Source organism: Nitrospirota bacterium (assembly GCA_016214845.1).
In the GTDB taxonomy this organism is placed as follows: Bacteria; Nitrospirota; Thermodesulfovibrionia; order UBA6902; family UBA6902; genus SURF-23.
On the sequence record JACRMS010000017.1, the window covers coordinates 1 to 22,376 of the forward strand.

A 22,376-nucleotide genomic window follows, 5' to 3' on the forward strand; every position below is an offset into this window, starting at 1 on the left:
TACTTTATTACAGATTCTGTCAGTTACTCTTTTCGAAAAAATGCCTTTACAACAAATAGTTCAGTATTCCAATTATGGTTTCAATATAACCGAAAATCAAAACCAGTTGAATCTATTCGATTCTTAACCGGACAGTAGTGAAGTTAAATAAAGAATAACCACAGAGACACGGAGGCACTGAGATAAGAAAATAAGCACAAATCGCAATTTTCAATATTTGTAATTTGGAATTTTTTCTCTGTGTCTCAGTGTCTCCGTGGTTTTTCTTAACTAACGTGCGAATGAAAGATAATTTCTGAATAAGATTGGACAGACCTTATGCCGGAAAAGATAATAGAGTCATTTCAAATAAGACGCCTCGATATTCTTAATGAGAAAGGCGAGGCGAATGGACCGCTCATGCCTGCTTTATCTGACGACCTGATAAAGAAGATGTACGAGCTGTTCATACTTTTGAGGACCTTCGACCGTTATGCCCTGAACCTCCACGCTGAAGGCAGGATAGGGACGTACGCCTCTGTTTTGGGACAAGAGGCGTCGCAGGTCGGAAGCGCGCTGGCAATTGAAAAGTCAGACTGGATATTCCCGTCTTTCAGGGAATCCGGCGTTTACCTCTCGATGGGATATCCGCCGCGTATGCTTCTTCAATATTGGTCCGGGGATGAAAGAGGCTCAAGGGTCCCCGATGACTTAAACATCTTTCCCGTTTGTGTGCCCGTGGGAACTCAAATCCCTCATGCCGTAGGCGCTGCGGCTGCGGCGAAATACAAAGGAGACAAGATCGCGGTTGTCAGCTATTTCGGCGACGGCGGCACCTCAAAAGGTGATTTCCACGAAGGGCTGAACATGGCAGGCGTTATGAAATTGCCCGTAGTATTTATCTGCCAGAACAACCATTGGGCCATATCCGTTCCGCTGAAACAGCAGACCGCCTCAAAGACCATCGCGCAGAAGGCGTATGCTTACGGCTTTGACGGCATTCAGGTAGACGGCAACGATGTCTTTGCTGTTTACAAAGCGACGAAAGAGGCCGTTGATAAGGCGAGGCAGGGCGGAGGGCCGACATTCATCGAATGTGTCACGTACAGGATGTCGGACCATACCACGGCGGATGACGCCAAAAGGTACCGCTCGCAGGAAGAAGTTGATGCGTGGAAATCGAAAGACCCTCTCCTGCGACTGAAACTGTTCATGGAAAAGAAAGGCCTCTGGTCGGAACAGTACGGAAAAGAAATCGAAGAGAAGACAAAAGAGATCATAGAAAAAGAGGTCAGGGAAAAAGAATCAACAAAAGACCCGGACCCGAAAGATATGTTTACGTACACATATACGAATTTAACATTAAGACAGATGAAGCAGATGAAGGAAGTTGAATCGTAATGCGTAATGCGTAAAACGTAATGGGTGAAAGAACAACTCATAATTTTATATACAGATGAGGGATAAATAAAAATGCCGGTACTCAACATGGTCCAGGCGATAAACCTTGCTCTGAAAGAGGAGATGCAGAGGGATGACAGCGTCGTCATACTCGGCGAGGACGTGGGAAAGGACGGAGGGGTCTTTCGCGTTACAGAAGGATTGTATGACCGGTTCGGCGCGCAGAGGATCATTGACACTCCGCTTGCTGAATCCGGGATCGTCGGGGCGGCAATCGGCATGGCGGTTTACGGTTTAAAACCCGTTGCCGAGATACAGTTCATGGGCTTTATCTATCCCGCGCTGGACCAGATATTGTCGCACGCATCAAGGGTGCGCGCGCGGTCAAGGGGGAGATTTTCCTGCCCCCTTGTCATAAGGACGCCGTACGGCATCGGCATAAAGGCGCCTGAACATCATGAAGAAAGCACCGAGGCTTTATTCTGTCACACACCGGGAGTAAAGGTTGTCGTTCCATCAACGCCCTATAACGCAAAAGGGCTTCTCATGTCTTCGATCAGAGACCCCGACCCGGTTATATTCCTTGAAGCCGCGAGATTGTATCGCATGATAAAAGAAGAAGTGCCGGAGGGTGAGTATACAATTCCGCTTGGACAGGCAAGAATTGCGCGGGAAGGAAGCAGCGTAACTATAATCGCATGGGGCAGCATGCTTCACAGGACGCTACAGGCAGCGGAAGGTTATGACGCTGAGGTAATAGACATGATGACGCTCAGCCCCTTTGACGAGGAGACAATTTATAATTCCGTTAAAAAGACGGGGAGGGTGGTCATCGTTCACGAAGCGCCAAAGACCTGCGGGTTCGGCGCGGAGCTGTCGGCGTCAATAGCAGAGGATGCGATGCTCTATCTGAGGGCCCCGGTAATGAGGGTCACCGCCTATGATGTTGTGATGCCTACGGCAAAGCTTGAAGATTATTATACGCCGGATGTTTCGAGGATCAGGAAGGCTGTTGAGGAGATTTTAAAATATTGATTTAGCTTATAGCTGACAGCTATAAGCCATAAGCTAAAAGAGGAGTGGATATGCCGTTTGATTTTGTATTGCCGGATTTGGGAGAGGGAATTACGGAAGGCGAGATCCGCGAGTGGAAGATAAAGGAAGGCGACAGAGTGGAAGAGCATCAGGTGGTGCTTGAGATAGAAACGGACAAGGCGGTAGTTGAAGTCCCTTCTCCTAAGAAAGGTAGTGTTGTTAAGATCTACAGGAAGGAGGAAGGGGAGATCGTCAAGGTCGGAGAGGTCTTGATGACCATTGCTGAAGAAAGCGAGGCCTTTTCCGAAGCTCCGAGAAAATCCACGTCAGTTGTCGGGTCGCTTCCTGAGGCCGAGGAAAAAGAGATACTGGCAACTCCCGCGGTGCGGACACTGGCAAAGGAGCTTAATGTAAATCTGGAAGCTCTCAAAGGTTCCGGCCTTGGCGGGAGCATTACAAAAGACGATGTCATGAAGGTCACGGAGAAATCCGCCCCGGCAGAGGACCAGTACGGCCCGGTGCAGAGGCTTCCTTTTAAAGGCCTGCGCAGGACCATCGCAAAGAACCTCGCAACAGCGCAGCGCACAACCGTTTTTGTAACAGGTATGGAAGAAGCGGACATCACGGGTTTATGGGATATCAGGGAGAGGGAAAAGAAGGCGCTGAATGAAAAGGGTATTCATTTGACCTTCATGCCATTTTTCATAAAGGCTGTCCAGCACGCCCTCATGGAGCATCCGCTTTTGAATGCCTCAATTGATGAGGAGAGAAACGAGATAGTGGTGAAAAAATATTTCAACGCCGGCGTTGCAGTCGATACTCCTGACGGGCTTATGGTGCCGGTGATAAAAGAGGTGGATAAAAAGACGATCCTTGAGCTTGCGCGTGAGATACAGGAGCTGAGCGTGAAGGCGCGGGACAGAAAGATTAAATTAGATGAGATGAAGGGCAGCACCTTCAGCATAACAAACTACGGGCATTTCGGCGGGACCTTTGCCACGCCTGTAATAAATTATCCCGACGTAGCGATCCTCGGCACCGGCAGGATCTCCGAAAAGCCCTGGGTCTTTCACGGCGAGATTGCTATTCGGAAAATACTGCCCCTGTCGCTGACCTTCGATCACAGGGTGACTGACGGAGTAGACGCGTCAAGATTTTTAACAAAGGTGAAATCTTATCTCGAAGACCCGGACTTGCTGTTCATCGAGAGTGCTTAAATTGCTCGACTCACTTTTTAATCCCAAATCCATAGCGTTGATCGGAGCGGCCCATTCTGAAAAGAAGCTGGGCGGTATAGTTCTGAAGAACCTGCTCCAATACAAGGGGAAGGTCTATCCCGTCAATCCAAAATACTCCGAGCTGATGGGAGTGAAGGCTTACCCGTCTGTTGAAGAGATAGACAGCACGATCGATCTCGCTATTATAATGAGGCCCGCCTCCGAAGTCGTTGAGCTCCTGAAACAGCTCAGTGGCAGGACAAAGATAGTCATCGTGGTCACGTCGGGTTTTTCAGAGGTCGGCGCATCTCAACTTCAGAATGAAGTCAAAGAGGCGGGCAGGGAGGCAGGGGTCAGGATACTTGGCCCTAATTGCATGGGCCTTTACAACCCTTATGCCGGCATCGATACATTTTTCCTCCCGACAGACAGACTACTCAGGCCCGGAAAGGGCAACGTGGCCATGGTCTCACAAAGCGGCGCGGTGATAAGCTGCCTCATGAGCGCGATGAAGTCAGCGAACGTGGGCGTGTCAAAGGCGGTCACTTACGGCAACGCGGTGGACATAGACGAATCCGACCTGTTTGAATATCTTGCAAACGACGCGCAGACAGATGTTGTGATCTCATATATAGAGTCTGTAGGCGATGGAAGAAAGTTCATCGACAGGGCAAAGATGGTGTCGAAGCGAAAACCTCTCATCATACTCAAGGCCGGAAAAAGTCAGACTGGTCAGACCGCAGCCTTCTCGCACACGGGCAGGCTCGCAGGAAGGTATGAGGTCTTCCGCTCCATCCTGAAGCAGTTTGGCATCAGAGAGGCCGCGAATATGGATGACTTCATTGATTCGGCAAAGGCGGTCTCTTATCAAAGGCCATCAAGAGGCAGCCGCGTTTTGATCGTTACCAACGGCGGCGGCTCCGGCGTGTTGGCCACTGATGAGTGCATGAGGCAGGAGTTCGACGTTATGAAATTGCCGAAGCAAAAGGCAGCGGAATTGCGAGAGATGTTCCCTCCTTTTTACGGCATCAACAATCCTTTGGACCTTACCGGACAGGTGACGGATGAGGACTATTTAACCGTCCTGAATAAATTGAGGGATGATTATGACGGCTTTCTTATCATCGCATTGCCGAATGTCCTTGGAATAACAGAAAAGCTCGCGCCGCTGCTTGCGGAATTTAAAGACAGTTATAAAAAACCCGTAGTCGTGCACGTTGCCGAAAGCGGAATAACCGCAAAGCTCGTTGCGCTCATTGAGCAGACAAGAGTTCCTGTGTATCCTTCGCCTGAAAGAGCGGTAAGGGCCTTGAAGGCGTTGTTGGATTAGGTGATAAATGAAAGTTCAACATGACTTACTGAAAGCGCTGGCTGAAAAAAGGGAAGGCAACGGCGTGCTCCTTGAGCATGAGGTCAAGGGACTTTTGAGAGGACTCGGCATCGCTGTGCCGGAAGGAATATTTGTCAGCAAAGTGCAGGCAGACCGGCTTTCCAAACTCGTGAATATCCCGTACCCTCTTGTTGCCAAGGTCTCTTCCTCAACGATCATTTCAAAGAGTGAAGTCAAAGGGGTCCGGCTCGGGATAAAGAATGAAGACGAATTAAAGAAATCCGCAGCAGAACTTTTAGACTTAAATGGCGCTGAGGGTGTGCTCATAGAACAAATGCAGCCAAAGGGACTTGAGGTTATTACAGGCGGAATTATTGACGAACAGTTTGGCCCTGTTGTGATGTTCGGCCTTGGAGGCGTGTTCGTGGAATTATTCAAAGACGTTTCATTTGCGCTTGCGCCTCTTAAAAGGGAAGACGCCCTCTGGCTGATAAAACAGATCAAAGGGTACAGGCTTCTTGAAGGATATCGGGGGGAGCCCCCGGTAGACATTGACAGTCTCGTGAATATTCTTGTAACTGTTTCAGAGTTAATTTCTTCAGGCTTCGTCAAAGAGATAGACTTAAATCCCGTTGCGCTTTATCCCGGCGGGGCCGTGGTGTTAGATGCGAAGGTTTCCCTTGCTCCCTGAGGATTTGTTTTAGAATGTGAGAATTTGACATGGCCGGACTGTTTCATTTATGTTAGAACCCTTATTAGCCGATAAGAATCAGAATAATAACCTGGAGGTAATAATATGTCCTTACTTGTTGTAGGTTCTGTTGCTTTTGACTCAGTGAAAACACCTTTTGGAGAAGTGGACGAAGTGTTAGGCGGTTCCGGCACGTATTTCTCCACCGCCGCAAGTTATTTTACTAATGTCTCGCTTGTTGCAGTTGTCGGCACGGACTTCCCGGAGAAACACCTGATGTTTTTAAAGAGCCGCAAGATCGACATTGAGGGAATAGAGAGAATGGAAGGCAAGACTTTCAGGTGGAAGGGCGAATACGGGTATGAGTTGAATGAGGCGCGGACGCTTGATACGCAGTTGAATGTTTTCCAGTCATTTAAACCCAAGCTTCCTGAAAGTTATAAGGACAAAAAGGTTGTGTTTCTTGCGAACATCGATCCTGATCTGCAGAGAGATGTTTTGTCCCAGGTCAAAAAGCCCGCCCTTGTTGCCTGCGACACGATGAATTTCTGGATAGGTGGGAAGAGGGAATCGCTGATCAAGACACTCAGGATGGTTGACATACTTCTCATAAATGACGGCGAGGCGAGGGAGCTTTCAGGAGAGCCCAACCTCGTGAAAGCCGCGAAGGTGATCCTTTCTTACGGGCTAAAAACATTAATTATAAAACGCGGGGAATACGGCGCGCTTATGTTCAATAGCAATAAAATATTTGCGGCGCCCGCGTATCCTCTGGAATCTGTTTTCGATCCCACCGGCGCGGGAGACTGTTTCGCGGGCGGGTTCATGGGCTACCTTTCAAACACCATGAATTTTGATGAGACCAATATCAGAAAGGCGATAATCTTTGGGAGCGTTATGGCGTCATTCAACGTGGAGGCCTTCAGCCTTGAGAGGATAAAGAGCCTTGATTATTCGGAGATAGAGAACAGGTTTAAGGAATTTAAGGGACTGACCCATTTTGAAGATTTGACATAACAGGTAATTCTGAATATAATTCACCTTCCCGTTGAGACTTATCAGTAAAGCAGGGGGCATATAACTGTGAATGAATCATTAAGATTGCATGTACAAAAGATCACGAAACTTCCCACTATCCCTGTAATCGCGCAGGCGATACTGAAGATCGTCAGCAATGACCTTGCCTCCGCTGATGAGCTTGAAGAGATCATCAGGAAAGACCCGCCGATATCCGCAAAGGTCCTGAGCGTCGCCAACTCGGCGTTCTTCGGCACAGGCACGCCTACGACCGACATTAAAAATGCTGTTGTCAGGATAGGCTTCGATAATGTTAAAAATATCGCGCTTGGAATATCCCTGATGACAGTCCTTGATGACGGCAAGCGGAACGGGATATTCGACTACATGAGAATTTTTGAGCATTCCACGGTTGTGGGCGCGGCCGCAAAGGCATTGGCCAGGAAACTTGATTCAGATATTCCCGAGGACGTGTTTATCAACGGCATGCTGCATGACATAGGGTTTTTGATAATGAATAAATATTTCCCTGAAAGTTATGGCAGGGTGCTGGATATGTTCAAAGAGAAGAAGTCTTTGCTTGAGGCCGAGGAAGCCGTATTCGGTTTTACTCACGCGGACATGGGCACGTGGCTGGTCGACAAATGGAATCTGCCCGACATTATTTTAGATACCACGCAGTACCATCACGCGCCGTCAAAAGCAAAAAGGAATTTAAATCTCGCGGCGCTTGCCCATGTGGCGGATTTTATAGCTACCAGGAGTATTTTCAGCGCCACAAAGGAAGACCCGAATTATCCTTTCGACAAAGCTTCACTTGATATTCTCGGGATTTCAGAGAACGGCCTCAAGGACCTGGAAGCGGAGATCAAGAGTGAAATATTTATCTGAGGTACTACGCAATGGATAACCCGTCCTTTATAAAATTACTGGAAGACATAGTGAAGGGGTCGCGCATCCCGGATTCCTTTACCGGCCTTTCCGCTGAAGAGGAAATACTTGCAATAAGGATCCATGGAGAGCTTGAGAAGGCAAAGGCCTATAAAAATTACTCCGGGATATATCTTCAGGCGTTAAGCGGCACGGAAAAATTTTATGACATGTCCATAAGGGCGCTTTCAGCCCTGATCAAGGTCGGCAAGATCGAAGAGGAAGTAAAGGACGTTTATACGTTATGCAAAAAAACACTTGAGATATTCGCCCAGGAGCTTGAATTTGAAAACTGCTCGATCATGCTGAAAGACACCGACAACGAACACCTGATATTAATGGCGGGCAGGGGAAGGGGCGACAAGTATATCTCGAAGAACTGGAAAAAAGGCAGAAGGATAAAAATAGGCGAAGGTGTTGCCGGCAAGGTCGCGGAGACGGGAGAATATATTTTTATATCTGATGTTCAGAATGATCCCCGTTTCAAACAATTCAACATGAGCGTTGAGATAACATCTTTATTGTCCATACCCCTGAAGAGCGATGAAAAAATATTGGGCGTGATTAACTTCAGCCACCCGCTGCTGGAGGCCTTCGACGAAAACAAGATCAACCTTATGGTCATCCTTTCCAATTTCGTTTCTCAGATGATAATGCTTGCAATGCTTCATAACAAGATAGCCCACTGGAATGATGACCTGAGAAAACAGATAGAAGACAAAACATCCGAGCTGACGGAAAAGAACAGGAAGCTCGAAAAATTAGCGGTCCAGGACCCGCTTACCGGCCTGTACAACAGGCGGTTTTTCTTCACAAGGCTTGAAGAGGAATTCTCAAGGTCCGCGAGGTATAACGAACATTTTTCCCTGCTCCTGATAGACCTCGATAATCTGAAGCCTGTCAACGATACCTACGGGCATCTGGCCGGTGACAAGGTCATCAGATCGTTTGCAAAATCCTTAAAGGGCATAGGGAGAAAAGGCGACGTTATCGCGCGCATCGGCGGCGATGAATTCGGATACATCCTGCTTGAGACCGATCAAAAAGGCGCGCACGATTTTGCGGAGCGCATACATGAAAGTTTCGCCAAAGTAAATCACGGTCCTGTGAAACCGACACCCACCGTCAGCATCGGCATCGCCCACTCCATCACAAAAAAATTCAAAAAACATCAGGAAGTCTTTAAAGCCGCAGATGATGACCTGTACAAATCGAAGAAGAAAAAGAAGATAAAGTAATTTCAAGACCTATAGAGTAAGTTGCTCATAAATCCGCTCTACCTGTTTCTCCGCATCACACACGTTCCCGTTATTATTTACAAGGAAGTCCGCGAATTTTCTTTTTCTGCTGATTGCCATCTGGGCGCGGAGCCTTTTGAGCGCCTCGTCTTCTGAAAACCCTTTGCGGGTCAGCCTGCTTATGGCCAGATCTCTTCTGCAGTAAACGACAACGGTTTTATCAAAGTGTTTTTCATAGCCGGCCTCAAACAGGAGGGGGACTTCAAAGACGATTAACGCGGAAGGATTTTTCTTCGATATCTTTGACTCTGTCTCTTTCACGGTCTTCAGGACCTGCGGGTGAATTATTTTTTCTATTGCCTTCCGTTTCTCAGGGTCCGCAAAGATGATCTTTGCCACACGCTGCTTGTTCAATGAAATACCGGAAGACTTTTTTATCAGGACTTCTTCACCAAGGGCGCGGGCGATCTTTTTTATCGTCTCCTGTTTTTTCAGGATGTCATGGACGAATTTATCAATGTCGAAAGTGTATGCCCCATGTTTCTTGAACAACTGCAGTACAGTGCTCTTCCCCATTCCGAAATTTCCAGTGAGTCCAATGGTCGGCATATGTGGATTATAACAAAATACCGCTTCTCAATTCGCCGTATCTCACACCTCTTGACAAACAGTCTTAAGGGGAGTAATTTAAAGTCACATAGCAGCCGAAGTCCTCTCAAAGAGGGGACGCGGGGGACCCAATAAAATTGGGGCGTATTCCAGAAATGGATAGGGCACTTCCAGGCCCGAGCCCGTCAGCTAACCTCGCAGGCATTTGGAAGGGCATAGGTCTGAAATGAAAACCGCTGCCTGGCGGTTTTTTTATTTCCCTCCGCTTGCCCCGAAGGAGGAGAAATGTCTCTCAAAAACATTCTCATCGGACAGCCGATCGAGACCATCAGGGAAAAGCACGAGCGCCTGACAAAGACGACCGGGCTGGCGGTATTTTCATCAGACGCCATGTCGTCCGTGGCTTATGCGACAGAAGAAATACTCTTTGCCCTCGTACTTGCCGGGACCGCGATGCTTCATTATTCGATGCCTGTCGCAGTTGGAATCTCAGCGCTTATCGCAATAGTCGCCATGTCATATTTCCAAACGATCCATGCTTATCCAAACGGCGGCGGCGCGTATATAGTTGCCAAAGACAACCTCGGCACATATCCCGGTCTTGTCGCAGGCGCTTCTTTGCTTATCGATTATGTGCTGACCGTCACAGTCAGCGTTTCAGCGGGTATCGCGGCGATAACATCAGCCTTCCCGGCGCTCCAGAATCATAAAATCGCATTATGCATTTTTGCCATCGCCCTCGTAATGATCGGCAACCTGCGCGGGGTCAGGGAATCAGGAAAGATATTTTCCCTTCCTGCATATATTTTTATAGGTTCGCTGTTTATTCTGATAGGGATGGGCATGTCGAAGTATTTCGGTATGCCTCATCCGCCTGCGCCTGAATTCAGAGAAGCGTCTGCAAATATATTGCCGGTCTTTCTTATCCTGAGGGCGTTTGCTTCAGGCTGCGCTGCGCTTACCGGCATAGAGGCTGTGGCAAACGGCGTTCAGGCGTTTAAGCCGCCGGAGTCAAGGAATGCCGGTGTCACTCTTATCTGGATGGCCTTGATACTCGGCTCGCTTTTCATGGGAATAACTTTTCTTGCGGACCACTACGGAATAATGCCGAATGAGAACGAGACCGTGCTGTCACAGGTGGCGAGGGCGGTGTTCTCGAAGGGCATAATTTATTATGTAATACAGTTTTCAACGTCTTTAATACTTATCCTTGCAGCCAACACTTCATTCGCGGATTTCCCAAGGCTTTCATCCATCATGGCATCCGACCGTTACATGCCGAGACAGTTAAGCAGCAGGGGAGACAAGTTAGTCTTCTCAAACGGAATACTCATCCTCGGGTTCTTTTCTATCATTCTTATCGTGATCTTCAGAGGCGATACACACGCTCTTATACCGCTTTATGCCGTCGGGGTTTTTACGGCATTTACCCTTTCACAGGCCGGGATGGTCAGGCACTGGATCAAGTTCAAAGGTAAGGGATGGATTAAGAACGTCATAATAAATGGCCTGGGCACGTTTACAACTGCAGTCGTCCTTGTTATCATTGCTTCAACAAAATTCATGCATGGGGCATGGATCGTGATAATCGCGATACCCGGTCTCGTTTTTTTGACACATAAAATACATCAGCATTATATTTCCGTTGCCGAACAGCTTTCTCTTGAAGGCGTTGGCGCAGTAAAGGAATACACCCACCATTCGGTTGTGATCCCCGTGTCGGGAGTTCAGAAGGCAGTGCTGAATGCGATTAAATATGCCAAGGCGCTGTCAGATGATGTGGTCGCGGTTTATATTTGCCTTGATACCGCGGAGATGGAGAGAGTGCAGCTTAAATGGAAGATTTACGGCATGGGAGTCCCGCTTGTGGTCCTGCACTCACCATACCGTTCTGTGATTGAGCCTCTGATGGATTACATAGACGGGATTCGTGAACGATATAAAGACGGCATCATTACCGTCATACTGCCGGAGTTTGTGCCGCAGAAGTGGTGGCATCACCTCCTCCATAACCAGACAGCGCTTCTGCTGAAAGGCATTATTCTCTTTAAGAAAGGAGTGGTGTCTACGAGCGTGCCTCTACACCTGAAGGGGTGATTTTCAAAGGCAATCATATCCTTGACTTACCTCCATAAGGCTGATAATATAATCTACTTTTAGAATATATTTAGCAGCTAAATAGAATCGATAATTCTAATTAACAATTCAATCACTTCTGAGGTATAAATGAAAATAGCAATAGGTTGTGACCACGCAGGGGTAGCCATGAAAAATGAGATTACCCCGGTATTAAAAGAGCTTGGCATCGAATGGGAAGACTTCGGCACAAAGACCGAGGAGTCTGTTGATTATCCCGATTTCGGCGAGCGGGTTTCTGAAGCAGTGTCAAGCGGCAAAATGGAAAGAGGCATTCTTATTTGCGGCACAGGGATCGGGATGTCGATTGTCGCAAATAAGTTCCCCGGGGTCAGGGCCGCGTTGTGCAGTGAGGCGTTTTCCGCTACGATGAGCAGGCTGCATAATGACGCTAATATACTGGTGCTGCCCGGCAGGATTATAGACGGTCCAACCGCGTCTGAAATAGTTAAGGTATGGTTTACAACTCCTTTTGAAGGCGCGCGCCATCAAAGAAGGCTTGATAAAATAAAGGCGATTGAATCGAGGCTGTGCAAATGAGGATGACTGAATTGAAGAAGAGCGATCCTGAAATTTATAACGCTATCGTGGAAGAAATCAAACGCGAGAGGGAGAAGATAGTCCTTATCGCTTCGGAAAATTACGCGAGCAGGGCGGTGCTTGAGGCGCAGGGCTCCGTGTTTACCAATAAATATGCTGAGGGCTATCCGCACAGGCGCTATTACGGAGGCTGCGAATACGCAGACATAGTTGAATCCCTCGCCATCGAAAGGGCAAAAGAACTGTTCGGCGCAGAGCACGTCAACGTTCAGCTTCATTCCGGCACGCAGGCCAATATGGCTGTGTATTTCTCAGTTTTAAAACCGAAAGACAAAATACTCGGCTTGAGCCTCAGCCACGGCGGGCATCTGTCCCACGGCGCTCAGGTAAATTTCTCCGGGCTTATCTATAAAACATTTTCGTACGGCGTGGAAAAAGAAACCGGATTGATTGATTACGACAAGGTAAGAAAGCTGGCCAAGAAACATAAACCTAAAATGCTCCTTGCCGGCGCAAGCGCATACTCAAGGATAATTGATTTCAACACCTTGTCCGAAATAGCAAAAGAGGTTGACGCGTATTTTCTTGCCGACATAGCCCATATTGCCGGACTCGTTGCAACAGGCAATCACCCTTCACCTGTGCCCTATGCGGACTTTGTCACTACCACCACTCACAAGACGCTTAGAGGGCCGAGGGGCGGAATGATAATGTGCAAGGCGGAATATGCAAAGGCGATTGATAAGATGGTCTTCCCCGGATTACAGGGCGGCCCGCTTATGCACGTCATTGCGGCAAAGGCAGTTGCATTTAAAGAAGCGATGACCGACGAATTCAAGCGCTATCAACTTCAGATCATCAAGAATGCAAAAGAACTGGCTGAAGCACTTGTAAGCAGAGGATTCAAAATTATATCCGGCGGCACGGACACTCACTTGATGCTCATAGACCTCACTGGAAAAAACATCACCGGTAAAGATGCAGAGACCGCGCTGGATTCAGCGGGGATCACTGTAAATAAAAATTCGATACCTCATGACGCTATGCCTGCAACGATAACAAGCGGCATAAGGATCGGCACCCCGATTGTCACAAGCAGAAAGATGAAAGAGCCGGAGATGGTCGTTATTGCCGATCTTATTTCAAAGGTGCTGGAGGCCCCTCAGGACAGTACCGTTATCAGTCATACAAGGGACAAGGTCAAAGCATTGTGCAGGAAATTTCCCGTTTATGAGGATATGGAAGAATAATTTTCGGAACCCCTCAAAGGTTTAATAAATGAAGTGCCCCTTTTGCGGACATATAGAAGATAAGGTTATTGACTCAAGGCAGAGTAAAGACGGCGACAGCATAAGGCGCAGACGAGAATGCCTGAAATGCGAAGGGCGCTTTACAAGCTACGAAAAGATTGAGAACATCCTTCCCCATGTTATAAAAAAAGACAACAGGAGAGAGTTGTTTGACAGGCAAAAGATACTTCAGGGACTTGAAAGGGCCTGTGAAAAAAGGCCTGTCAGCGTGGAAGACCGCGAGACATTAGCGGCAAACATAGAGAAAAATCTCCTTGCATCTGGAGAAAAAGAGATACCGACCACTCTCATAGGAGAACAGATAATGAACGGTCTTAAAGAAATTGACGAAGTGGCATATGTCAGATTTGCCTCGGTGTACAGGCAGTTCAAGGACATAAAAGAATTTATGCAGGAAATTAAAGACATTGTCTATAACAGAAAAAAGATTTAAGAGCGTCCGCCTTTTTCAATAAATCTCCCCGGAAAATTTGTATTTAATATTTTGTCTGGTTTGTCCGAATACTATCATAAAGAAGCTTTCCGTTACCTTGACAATCACCAAGGGAAAAGCTATATTAATTTCAGGAGTCCAAAATGTTCGAAAAGTTTACAGAGAGAGGCAGAAAAGTAATAATCTACGCCCGCGAAGAAGCCGAAAAACGGCAAAATGACTACCTCGGAACAGAACACCTCCTCCTTGGTCTTCTTAGAGAAGAAGAAAGCCTTCCAATGGTCATCATCAAAAAGATGGGACTTTCCGCAGAAGAGTTGCGCATGGAAGTTGAAAGGAACCTGCCTACGGGTTCAAACATTCTTACCTTCGGCGACATTCCGTTTACTCCACGGGCCAAAAAGGTGCTTGAACTCGCAGTTGAAGAGGCCAGACTGCTGGGGCACAGCTATATCGGAAGCGAACACCTCCTTATAGGATTAATCAGGGAGGAGTCGGGCATTGCCGGTAAAATTCTCAGAAGTCTCGGCGCCAATCTCCTTGCGGTCAGACAACTTGCAATAAATCTTTCTACACGTAAAACGCAATCCTCCGCAAAGGACAGAAAAACACATACGCCTGCCCTGGATGAATTCGGAAGGGACATAACACAACTTGCAAAAGAAGGAAAGCTCGATCCCGTCATTGGCAGAGAGAATGAGATAGAAAGGGTATTGCAGATCTTAGGCAGAAGGGTGAAAAACAATCCGGTCATTATCGGGGAATCTGGCGTCGGCAAAACAGCTATTGTTGAGGGACTTGCGCAGAGGATCGTTGCGGAAGATATACCTGAAAATCTGATTGACAAGAGAATCGTCAGTCTGGATCTTGGCGCATTAATCGCCGGCACGAAATACAGAGGACAGTTTGAAGAAAGACTCAAACTTGTGATGAAAGAGATCTCACAGTGCGACAACGTAATACTTTTTATAGATGAACTCCATACCCTTATTGGCGCAGGCGCAGCTGAAGGCTCAGTTGATGCTTCAAATATGCTTAAGCCTGCTTTATCAAGAGGCGAAATTCAATGTATCGGCGCAACAACACCTGACGAATACAGAAAATATATTGAGAAAGACGGCGCCTTTGAAAGACGTTTCCAGCCGATATATCTGCAGCCCCCATCGATAGAAGAGAGCGTCAGCATACTCAACGGGCTGAAAAACAGATATGAACTGCATCACAAGGTAAAAATTGCGCCTGAGGCTGTCAAGGCATGCGTTAACCTTTCGGACAGATACATAGCGGAAAGGTTCCTCCCTGACAAGGCGATCGACGTAATGGATGAAACCGGGGCGAGGATAAAACTTAAACGTTTTACAATGCCTCCCGAACTCCGCGAACTTGAGAAAGAACTGAAGCGGCTTAATAAAGAAAAGAACCTTTATGTAAAGCTCCATGATTTTGAAAAAGGCGCCTCTGTAAAAAGCGAAGAGGACAGGATTAAAAAACTGTACGACAACCTCTATAAAAACTGGCGCGACAATCAGCAGAAAGATACTCCGACCCTTACTGAGGATGACATCTCATTTACCGTATCAAAGATTACGGGCATCCCTCTTGCCAAGCTTGAGGAAAAGGAATCAGAGAAGCTCCTTCGTATGGAAGATGATTTGCATAAGAGGATTGTTGCGCAGGATGAAGCAGTAAAGGCCATTGCAAAGGCGATCAGGAGGTCGCGCGCGGGATTGAAGGCGAGGAAGAGACCGATCGGTTCATTTTTCTTCCTCGGCCCGACAGGCGTTGGAAAGACAGAGCTTGCAAAAGCGTTGACGGAATTTCTTTTTAACGACGAGAACGCCCTTGTCAAAATAGACATGTCGGAATACATGGAGAGATTCAACGTATCACGGTTAACAGGAGCGCCTCCCGGATATGTCGGTTATGAAGAGGGCGGACAATTAACAGAAACCGTCCGCAGGAGACCGTATTCAGTCGTTCTTTTTGATGAAATAGAAAAGGCGCATCCCGATGTCTTTAACATTTTACTTCAAGTGCTTGATGAAGGCGTTCTTACCGATAACCTGGGCAGGAAGATTGATTTTAAAAACACTGTAATTATAATGACGTCCAACGTCGGCACCAAATTCATCCAGAACGCAACACCACTCGGTTTTCAGCAGACAACTTCCAAGAATATGTATAAGAAAATTAAGGACGCGGTACTCGATGAACTGAAAAACAGATTTAATCCTGAATTCCTGAACAGGATTGACGATATAGTCGTCTTCCATCCGCTTGAGAAGAAGAACCTGGAGAACATTATAAAATTGCTTATAACCGAGCTTAACAAGCAGCTTATAGACCAGGATATAGCAATTGAACTTAGCCCCGAAGTTTTAGACTGGTTGATTGATAAAAACTACCAGCCTTCTTACGGGGCGAGGCCGATGAGAAGGGCCATCCAGAGATATATAGAAGATCCTCTGTCCGAAGAAATCCTCAAGGGCAGATTCAAAGATGTAAAAAAGGTCAAGGTCGTTCTTGAGAACGATGCCGTCACGTTTGTTGAAAGCGACGTAGAGGCATTGGTTTCCTCTCATAATTAATCAGTCCGGTTAAATTCACCTTCTGTTCATCTTGTTTATTCCGTCCAGCTTGAGTATTATATACACTTACATTTTTATACTTTAATTTTTGAAACTAATAGTTATAAATCTCTATGCTACCGGAATCAATGACAGGTTATGGAAGAGGGGTCGTCGGAGCTATCAAAGCTGAGGCCCGTTCGTTCAATCACAAAAATCTTGATATCCAGATCAAGCTGCCATCGTTTTTTTATCAGTATGAAAATGATATGCGGAAGATGGTCAAGGAAATGTTTAACCGGGGGCATATTGAAATATACATTACAAAAACAGAAATTGATACGGTCCAGATAAAGATAAACAAGTCTCTTGCCAAAGGATATTACAACGCGCTTATGTCTTTAAAAGACGAGCTGTCAATAGCGGGAGACATAAATATTAATGTCCTTGCGTCATACAGGGACATCTTTTGCATGGAAGAGGAAGATGCCGGGACCAATGAGCTTAATGAAGCAGTGAAGCTCGCTTTAGAGGAGCTTAAAAAAATGCGTATTGAGGAAGGCAAAAACCTTCTTGAGGATGTTGCTGATAGGGCGCAGCTTTTAAAAAAATATACAAGTCAGATCGAAGACATTAGGAATAAAACTATAGCCGATACAAAGCAAAAACTGCATGACAGGCTGAAGGAATTCCTGGCAGACACGGCAATTGACGAGTCGCGGCTGGTGCAGGAAGCCGCTATACTTATTGAGAGGGCAGATATCACGGAAGAGATCGTAAGGATAAAGAGCCATCTGAGCCATATGGAAGATATGTTGAAGTCCGGCGGTGATACCGTGGGGAAGAAACTGGACTTCCTTGTCCAGGAATTGAGGAGAGAAGTCAATACAATAAGCTCAAAGACAAACGATGTTGAAGTTACGAATAATACTATTGAAATGAAGCACGAGATTGAAAAGATAAAGGAACAGATACAGAACTTGCAGTAGATTGTGAATCCTTAAACAGCGTAGAAGTGGTCATTCCCGCAGAAACAGGAATCCTTAATAAAAACCGACCCGGCTTCCTCATCAAGCGGAATGACAGATCAAAGGAGATAAGAGCAATGAAAAAAGGATTACCGCTTATAAGCATCGGCTTGGGCAATGTTGTATCGGCGTCACGGGTGATAGCAATTGTGGACCCGGCTTCTTCTCCGATGAAGAGGCTGCGTGAAGAGGCAAGCACAAGGGGAAAACTTGTCGATGCAACACAGGGAAGGAAGACACGGTCTATAATTGTTACCGACAGCGATCATGTGATCCTGTCAGCCCTTCAGGTAGAAACTATTACGCAGAGATTTACAGAAGAATAAAGTGGCAAGCGATAAAATGGCAGGCAGAAAGCAGAGGCAAGGGACTTTATTTGTCATATCAGCTCCTTCGGGCGCGGGTAAATCAACCCTCTGTCATCAATTGCTCCACAAGGTTCGCGGGCTTAAGCTCTCTGTCTCCTATACCACTCGCCCTCCGAGAAAGGGAGAGAGAAACGACGTGGATTACACATTTATCAGTCAGAAAAAATTCAAGAACATGATTAACAGCGGTGAGTTTGCCGAGTGGGCAATGGTTCATGGGAATCTTTACGGGACTTCATTGAAGAGGCTGAAAAAATTGACTAAAGAAGGCTATGATATAATACTTGATATAGACGTTCAGGGAGCAATGCAGATAAAAAAGAAGTATGACAATGCCGTGTACATTTTTATTTTCCCCCCTTCGATGCGGATATTGAAGCAGAGGCTCTTAAATCGCGGAACGGATTCTAAAGATATTATTGACAGGCGTCTTGAAAAGGCAAGGGCGGAGATCACGGGATATAAAAACTACGATTATGTTATTATTAACGACAAACTTGAGAAGGCTTATAAAGAGCTTGAGGGCATCATTGTATCAAACAGACTGAAAACTGAAAACATCAGTGATAAGTGGATAAAAAGTTTAATTAAATAGACGGAGGTAACATGGATATAATTTCACTGCCTGTGGAATATGACAAGAAAAAGATTGACGGTAACTACAGACTGGTAATCGCCGCTGTAAAAAGGGCCAAGGATTTATCACAGGGGGCCTTGCCGAAAAAAGCGTCAAAGGTAAAGAAGATAACAAGCCTGGCTTTGGAAGAGGTCACATCAGGCCTTGTAGACATAGTTATCGGTGAAGCCGCGATCAAGGCAAACGAAGAAAAAAAGAAGCTTGTTCATAAACGCATGATCGATGAGGCCCAGCAGAAAGAGACCATGCCCGAAGACTTGACGGAGCTTGAAAAAGACCTCAAGGTTTACTTGAGCGAAAAAGGCGAAACAGAACAGAAGAGAAGTATTGAGGACATCTTCGGAGAGTAGATCAGCCTTAAAGTGTTATTCAGATCGTAAGGGCGAGGCGTTGACTCGCCCTTATGTTTTTAAGAATACCACTGAGGCACTGAGACACAGAGAAAAATAGTAATAAAAACATAAAGATAATATTTTTGCATTTCTCCGTGTCTCTGCGTCTCCGTGGTTAGTTATATGTTTGAGACGAATGGAACCAAATTAAAGAAGCTTGAATGCTATGAAGGCGTTTTCAACGAGGCATTACAGTGTCTGATAAAAAAAACATCATCCTTTGTATTACCGGCAGCATAGCGGCTTACAAAGCTGTTGATATTGCCCGGCGGCTGATGGAAGAGGGCGCGGTAGTAAGAGTGGTGATGACCGCCTCCGCCTGCAAATTCATAACCCCGCTGACCTTTGAATCAATAACCGGCAAACCGGTCCTCATCGATTTGTTCAGCGACCCGTTCAGCCACATCAATCTTTCAATAGAGGCCCGGCTTCTCCTCATTGCCCCCGCAACCGCGAACACCATAAATAAACTCTCCTGCGGGATCGCGGACGACCTTCTCGGAAATTTATGGCTCACCTATGAAGGCCCGGTAATAATTGCCCCGGCGATGAATCACAGGATGTATTGTCATCCGTCAGTGCAGAGAAGTATCAGGGAACTTAAAAGATCAGGAGTAAATTTTGTCGGCCCTGTCTCCGGCAGCCTTGCCTGCGGTGAAGAAGGCGAGGGCAGGATGGTTGCTGTTTCAACAATAGTTGAGGCTGCCATAACGGCGTTGGCCCCAAAAGATCTAAGCAAACAAAACATCCTTGTTACCGCTGGGCCGACCATAGAACCAATAGACCCAGTGAGATATATCTCAAACCGTTCTTCGGGCAAAATGGGTTTCGCTATCGCAAAGGCTGCGGCAAGGCGCGGGGCAAAAGTAACATTGATAAGCGGGCCTTCATCGCAGATGCCGCCCGCAAACATTTCATTTGTGCCTGTTGAAAGTGCTTCGGAAATGGAGGCCGCTGTTTTGAAACATCTCCCGAAAGCAACATCGGTCATCATGGCTGCGGCAGTGGCGGATTTCGCCCCTTCAACGGTGAATAAATCAAAATTCAAAAAGACTGAAATCTCCGCTATAAATCTGAAAAAGACTCCCGACATTCTCAAAAAAGTGGGGGAGAAAAAAGGCAAACGAATCGTGATCGGGTTCGCTGCTGAGACCGGAAAGAACATCGAGAACGCAAAAAATAAATTAAAGAGCAAAAATCTCGATCTCATCGTGCTAAATGATATTTCACAAAAAGGCGCCGGCTTTGACGTTGATACAAACATCGTTACGATAATCGACAAAAAAGGTATTCTCACCGATTATCCACAGATGAAAAAGATCGAAGTCGCGAATATTGTCCTTGACAGAATGCTCGAAGTTAAGACTAATAACGAACCTTAACCTGCGCTTATATTTACCTCTCCACACATTTGTACTTCTGCTCTATTGGGCTTTTGCACTATGATGCTATTGAACTTTTTGCTTTCTCTTTTTTTCGCTTTGGGTATAATAAGGCGACCGTACCGCTCAACTTTGATTTTTTAGGTTGCTTCATTTAAAGTAGGCTTGAAAAAATAGTGACATCAAGGAGAGAGATTGCCCAATAAATGTTCATATGTTTTTGAAGACAATAACAAAGTAAAAAGTTATTGCGAGCATGAAGTATTTAATGACAGCAAGTATTGCGTATTCCATGATCAACACATTGACCAGAAAAGCGGAAGCTTCGATAGGGCCTTTGAAAAACTGATTAAACACTGTGAAAGAGAAAATGTTAGCCAGTTTGACTTTAAAGGTTTTAAATTTCCGAAATTTAACTTCCAGAAAAAGACATTTAGAAAAAATATTGATTTTAGAGCGGCGGAATTTCTTGGGGATCTGAACTTCGATCACACAAGATTTTTAGGAGAAGTCAATTTTCTCGGGGCAAAATTTCATGGAATATCTAAGTTCCAAGGATCGACTTTTCATGGTAAAGCCAGATTTATGGGCGTTACTTTTAACAAGAAAACTATTTTTGTTGGTGGTGAATTCAAAAAGGATGCTGTTTTTCACGGCTGTAAGTTTATGGAAAATGCTGCTTTTCAGGGTAGGCACTTTTCTTATGTCACTGTTTTTCAAATGAACACATTTTATAAAGATGCAGATTTTCAAAATTGTAATTTTCAAAAAGGTGTAGATTTCAGCAAGACTCTGTTTAGGCAACGTTCAAACTTTAGCAATGCGATATTCAACGATGAAATAAATTTATCAGGAACAAACTTAAAAAAACTAAAGGGATTAAAGGGGGATGGTGTTAATTTTGAGGGCGCAGTATTAGAATCAGCAGAATTCTGGGAATTGCCGAAAATAGAAGAGTGTTCATTTAAAAATGCTTTTCTTATTTCCTGTAATTTTTCACATAAGGAATTTGTTGACTGTGATTTTACAGGGGCGGTCTTTAAAGAAGTATTTACAAAAGGATGGATGCCGGATGAGAAAACAAGGAAAAATACTAAATATGTTTTCACTGATTATGAAATATTAGAAACCATAACCGCAGTCGGATACTATGAAAGAAAATATCAGGCTATATCTACAAGCCGTGTCCCGCTAAAAGGCGATTTCGGCGATGAGGAAAATGTAGACTTTACAATTTTCGAGTTTGCTAAAGAACCATACAAATGGGAATATATATTAGACCTTCCATATGAAATACAAACAGGAATAGTTAACTACATCAATTTCTTCCGGGATTATGTAAGGAGCACTAAAGGGATAGATGTCGATATAGCCACAAATCCTGTTGGTAAAAAAATAAAGCTGTCTTTTATTACTGATGAAAAAAATGGAGAAGAAGTTAAACACTCGTTGAGGCAATACATTCTGAACTTATTTAGACCGTTCAATCAACAATTGGAAATTGAATTTAATAATCCTACGGTAACGGACTACGACAAACAACTATTACTAATTAATTATCAGAATGAACTTCTTAATAACCAAACACGATTAATATTTGCATTGCAAGATTTGAAAGTCCGAGGGAAAACTGCAGAGAGCATTGAGAAGGTAATAACTCAAAATGATAGCAATGACAATAAATTACTACTACAGATGATGGATAAATTGGTAGATAAAGTTGGAGGGACGCCACCAATTACGATAGAAGCAAATGCAACCGCAACTAACACGGCTAATATTTCAGTGAATATTCAAAACAAGAATGAGATAAGGCATTCTCTTGCTGATCTTTACGATGAATTACGTAAGGTTTGTAATGAGAAAAGCAGTAAATTGGCTGATACGCTATGTTCGGAGATTGATACCGCCTTAAATGAAAAGGGTGAAGATGGCAGTATTCTGCAAAGAACGAAAAGCATTCTTTCTGGCGTTGCTCGCTTCGTAGGTAAAGCAGCTGACTACGGCATTAAAAATGTAGACAACATAAGTAAGATATGTGAACAACTTGGGAAATTGCTGCAAGGGTAGTCTATTGCTGGCAAGCGATTTATTCAACGCCGATGATCTGCCCAGGGTCCCGGATGTCTACCGTGA

20 protein-coding genes are annotated in these 22,376 nt (G+C 45.5%); 19 read left to right on the forward strand and 1 reads right to left on the reverse strand.

The annotated features are described in order from the left end of the window. The first annotated feature begins 318 nt into the window (after positions 1-318). The 8 genes from pdhA (at position 319) to HZB61_04715 (ending at position 8,838) form a co-directional block, all read left to right on the forward strand. Positions 319-1,380 carry a pyruvate dehydrogenase (acetyl-transferring) E1 component subunit alpha gene (pdhA, locus tag HZB61_04680; protein ID MBI5055893.1) on the forward strand — a complete coding sequence of 354 codons (1,062 nt, stop codon included), beginning with the start codon at positions 319-321 and terminating at the stop codon, positions 1,378-1,380. 72 nt (positions 1,381-1,452) lie between these two features. After that, positions 1,453-2,415: an alpha-ketoacid dehydrogenase subunit beta gene (locus HZB61_04685; protein ID MBI5055894.1), complete on the forward strand. Its 963-nt coding sequence runs from the start codon at positions 1,453-1,455 to the stop codon at positions 2,413-2,415. A gap of 50 nt (positions 2,416-2,465) precedes the next feature. Further along, on the forward strand, positions 2,466-3,632 hold the full coding sequence (locus HZB61_04690; protein MBI5055895.1) for a 2-oxo acid dehydrogenase subunit E2: 1,167 nt from the start codon (positions 2,466-2,468) through the stop codon (positions 3,630-3,632). Further along, positions 3,625-4,962, forward strand: a complete 1,338-nt coding sequence (locus HZB61_04695; protein ID MBI5055896.1) for a CoA-binding protein — start codon at positions 3,625-3,627, stop codon at positions 4,960-4,962. Before HZB61_04690 ends, HZB61_04695 begins: the two co-directional genes overlap by 8 nt. Before the next feature lie 7 nt (positions 4,963-4,969). After that, positions 4,970-5,653 carry an acetate--CoA ligase family protein gene (locus tag HZB61_04700; GenBank protein MBI5055897.1) on the forward strand — a complete coding sequence of 228 codons (684 nt, stop codon included), beginning with the start codon at positions 4,970-4,972 and terminating at the stop codon, positions 5,651-5,653. 105 nt (positions 5,654-5,758) lie between these two features. After that, positions 5,759-6,670, forward strand: a complete 912-nt coding sequence (locus tag HZB61_04705; protein ID MBI5055898.1) for a sugar kinase — start codon at positions 5,759-5,761, stop codon at positions 6,668-6,670. A 66-nt stretch (positions 6,671-6,736) separates the two neighbouring features. Then, positions 6,737-7,561 (forward strand): HDOD domain-containing protein, encoded by an 825-nt coding sequence (locus tag HZB61_04710; protein MBI5055899.1) that lies wholly within the window; start codon positions 6,737-6,739, stop codon positions 7,559-7,561. An 11-nt stretch (positions 7,562-7,572) separates the two neighbouring features. Beyond that, on the forward strand, positions 7,573-8,838 hold the full coding sequence (locus HZB61_04715; protein MBI5055900.1) for a sensor domain-containing diguanylate cyclase: 1,266 nt from the start codon (positions 7,573-7,575) through the stop codon (positions 8,836-8,838). A 9-nt stretch (positions 8,839-8,847) separates the two neighbouring features. Here HZB61_04715 and HZB61_04720 read toward each other — a convergent pair whose 3' ends face one another. Continuing rightward, a complete protein-coding gene (locus HZB61_04720) occupies positions 8,848-9,447 on the reverse strand; it encodes a dephospho-CoA kinase (GenBank protein MBI5055901.1) in 600 nt (199 codons plus the stop codon). 285 nt (positions 9,448-9,732) lie between these two features. Between HZB61_04720 and HZB61_04725 the strand changes: the two genes are divergently transcribed. The 11 genes from HZB61_04725 (at position 9,733) to HZB61_04775 (ending at position 22,310) form a co-directional block, all read left to right on the forward strand. After that, the gene (locus tag HZB61_04725; protein MBI5055902.1) at positions 9,733-11,544 is read left to right on the forward strand and encodes an APC family permease; all 1,812 of its coding nucleotides are present in this window, start codon (positions 9,733-9,735) and stop codon (positions 11,542-11,544) included. A 129-nt stretch (positions 11,545-11,673) separates the two neighbouring features. Beyond that, complete coding sequence (gene rpiB, locus HZB61_04730) at positions 11,674-12,123, forward strand: ribose 5-phosphate isomerase B (GenBank protein MBI5055903.1); 450 nt, start codon at positions 11,674-11,676, stop codon at positions 12,121-12,123. 2 nt (positions 12,124-12,125) lie between these two features. Continuing rightward, on the forward strand, positions 12,126-13,373 hold the full coding sequence (locus HZB61_04735) for a serine hydroxymethyltransferase (GenBank protein ID MBI5055904.1): 1,248 nt from the start codon (positions 12,126-12,128) through the stop codon (positions 13,371-13,373). Positions 13,374-13,401: 28 nt separating this feature from the next. Then, the gene (gene nrdR, locus HZB61_04740; protein ID MBI5055905.1) at positions 13,402-13,866 is read left to right on the forward strand and encodes a transcriptional repressor NrdR; all 465 of its coding nucleotides are present in this window, start codon (positions 13,402-13,404) and stop codon (positions 13,864-13,866) included. A 143-nt stretch (positions 13,867-14,009) separates the two neighbouring features. Beyond that, positions 14,010-16,454, forward strand: a complete 2,445-nt coding sequence (locus HZB61_04745; GenBank protein ID MBI5055906.1) for an ATP-dependent Clp protease ATP-binding subunit — start codon at positions 14,010-14,012, stop codon at positions 16,452-16,454. A 128-nt stretch (positions 16,455-16,582) separates the two neighbouring features. Further along, positions 16,583-17,422: a YicC family protein gene (locus tag HZB61_04750; protein ID MBI5055907.1), complete on the forward strand. Its 840-nt coding sequence runs from the start codon at positions 16,583-16,585 to the stop codon at positions 17,420-17,422. A gap of 116 nt (positions 17,423-17,538) precedes the next feature. After that, on the forward strand, positions 17,539-17,787 hold the full coding sequence (locus tag HZB61_04755; GenBank protein MBI5055908.1) for a DUF370 domain-containing protein: 249 nt from the start codon (positions 17,539-17,541) through the stop codon (positions 17,785-17,787). Between the two features lie 16 nt (positions 17,788-17,803). Continuing rightward, a complete protein-coding gene (gene gmk, locus HZB61_04760; protein ID MBI5055909.1) occupies positions 17,804-18,424 on the forward strand; it encodes a guanylate kinase in 621 nt (206 codons plus the stop codon). 11 nt (positions 18,425-18,435) lie between these two features. Next, positions 18,436-18,816, forward strand: coding sequence for a DNA-directed RNA polymerase subunit omega (gene rpoZ, locus HZB61_04765; protein ID MBI5055910.1), 381 nt, complete (start codon positions 18,436-18,438; stop codon positions 18,814-18,816). Between the two features lie 236 nt (positions 18,817-19,052). Further along, positions 19,053-20,240 carry a bifunctional phosphopantothenoylcysteine decarboxylase/phosphopantothenate--cysteine ligase CoaBC gene (coaBC, locus tag HZB61_04770; protein MBI5055911.1) on the forward strand — a complete coding sequence of 396 codons (1,188 nt, stop codon included), beginning with the start codon at positions 19,053-19,055 and terminating at the stop codon, positions 20,238-20,240. A gap of 195 nt (positions 20,241-20,435) precedes the next feature. Then, the gene (locus tag HZB61_04775) at positions 20,436-22,310 is read left to right on the forward strand and encodes a pentapeptide repeat-containing protein (protein MBI5055912.1); all 1,875 of its coding nucleotides are present in this window, start codon (positions 20,436-20,438) and stop codon (positions 22,308-22,310) included. The last annotated feature ends 66 nt before the right edge of the window (positions 22,311-22,376 follow it).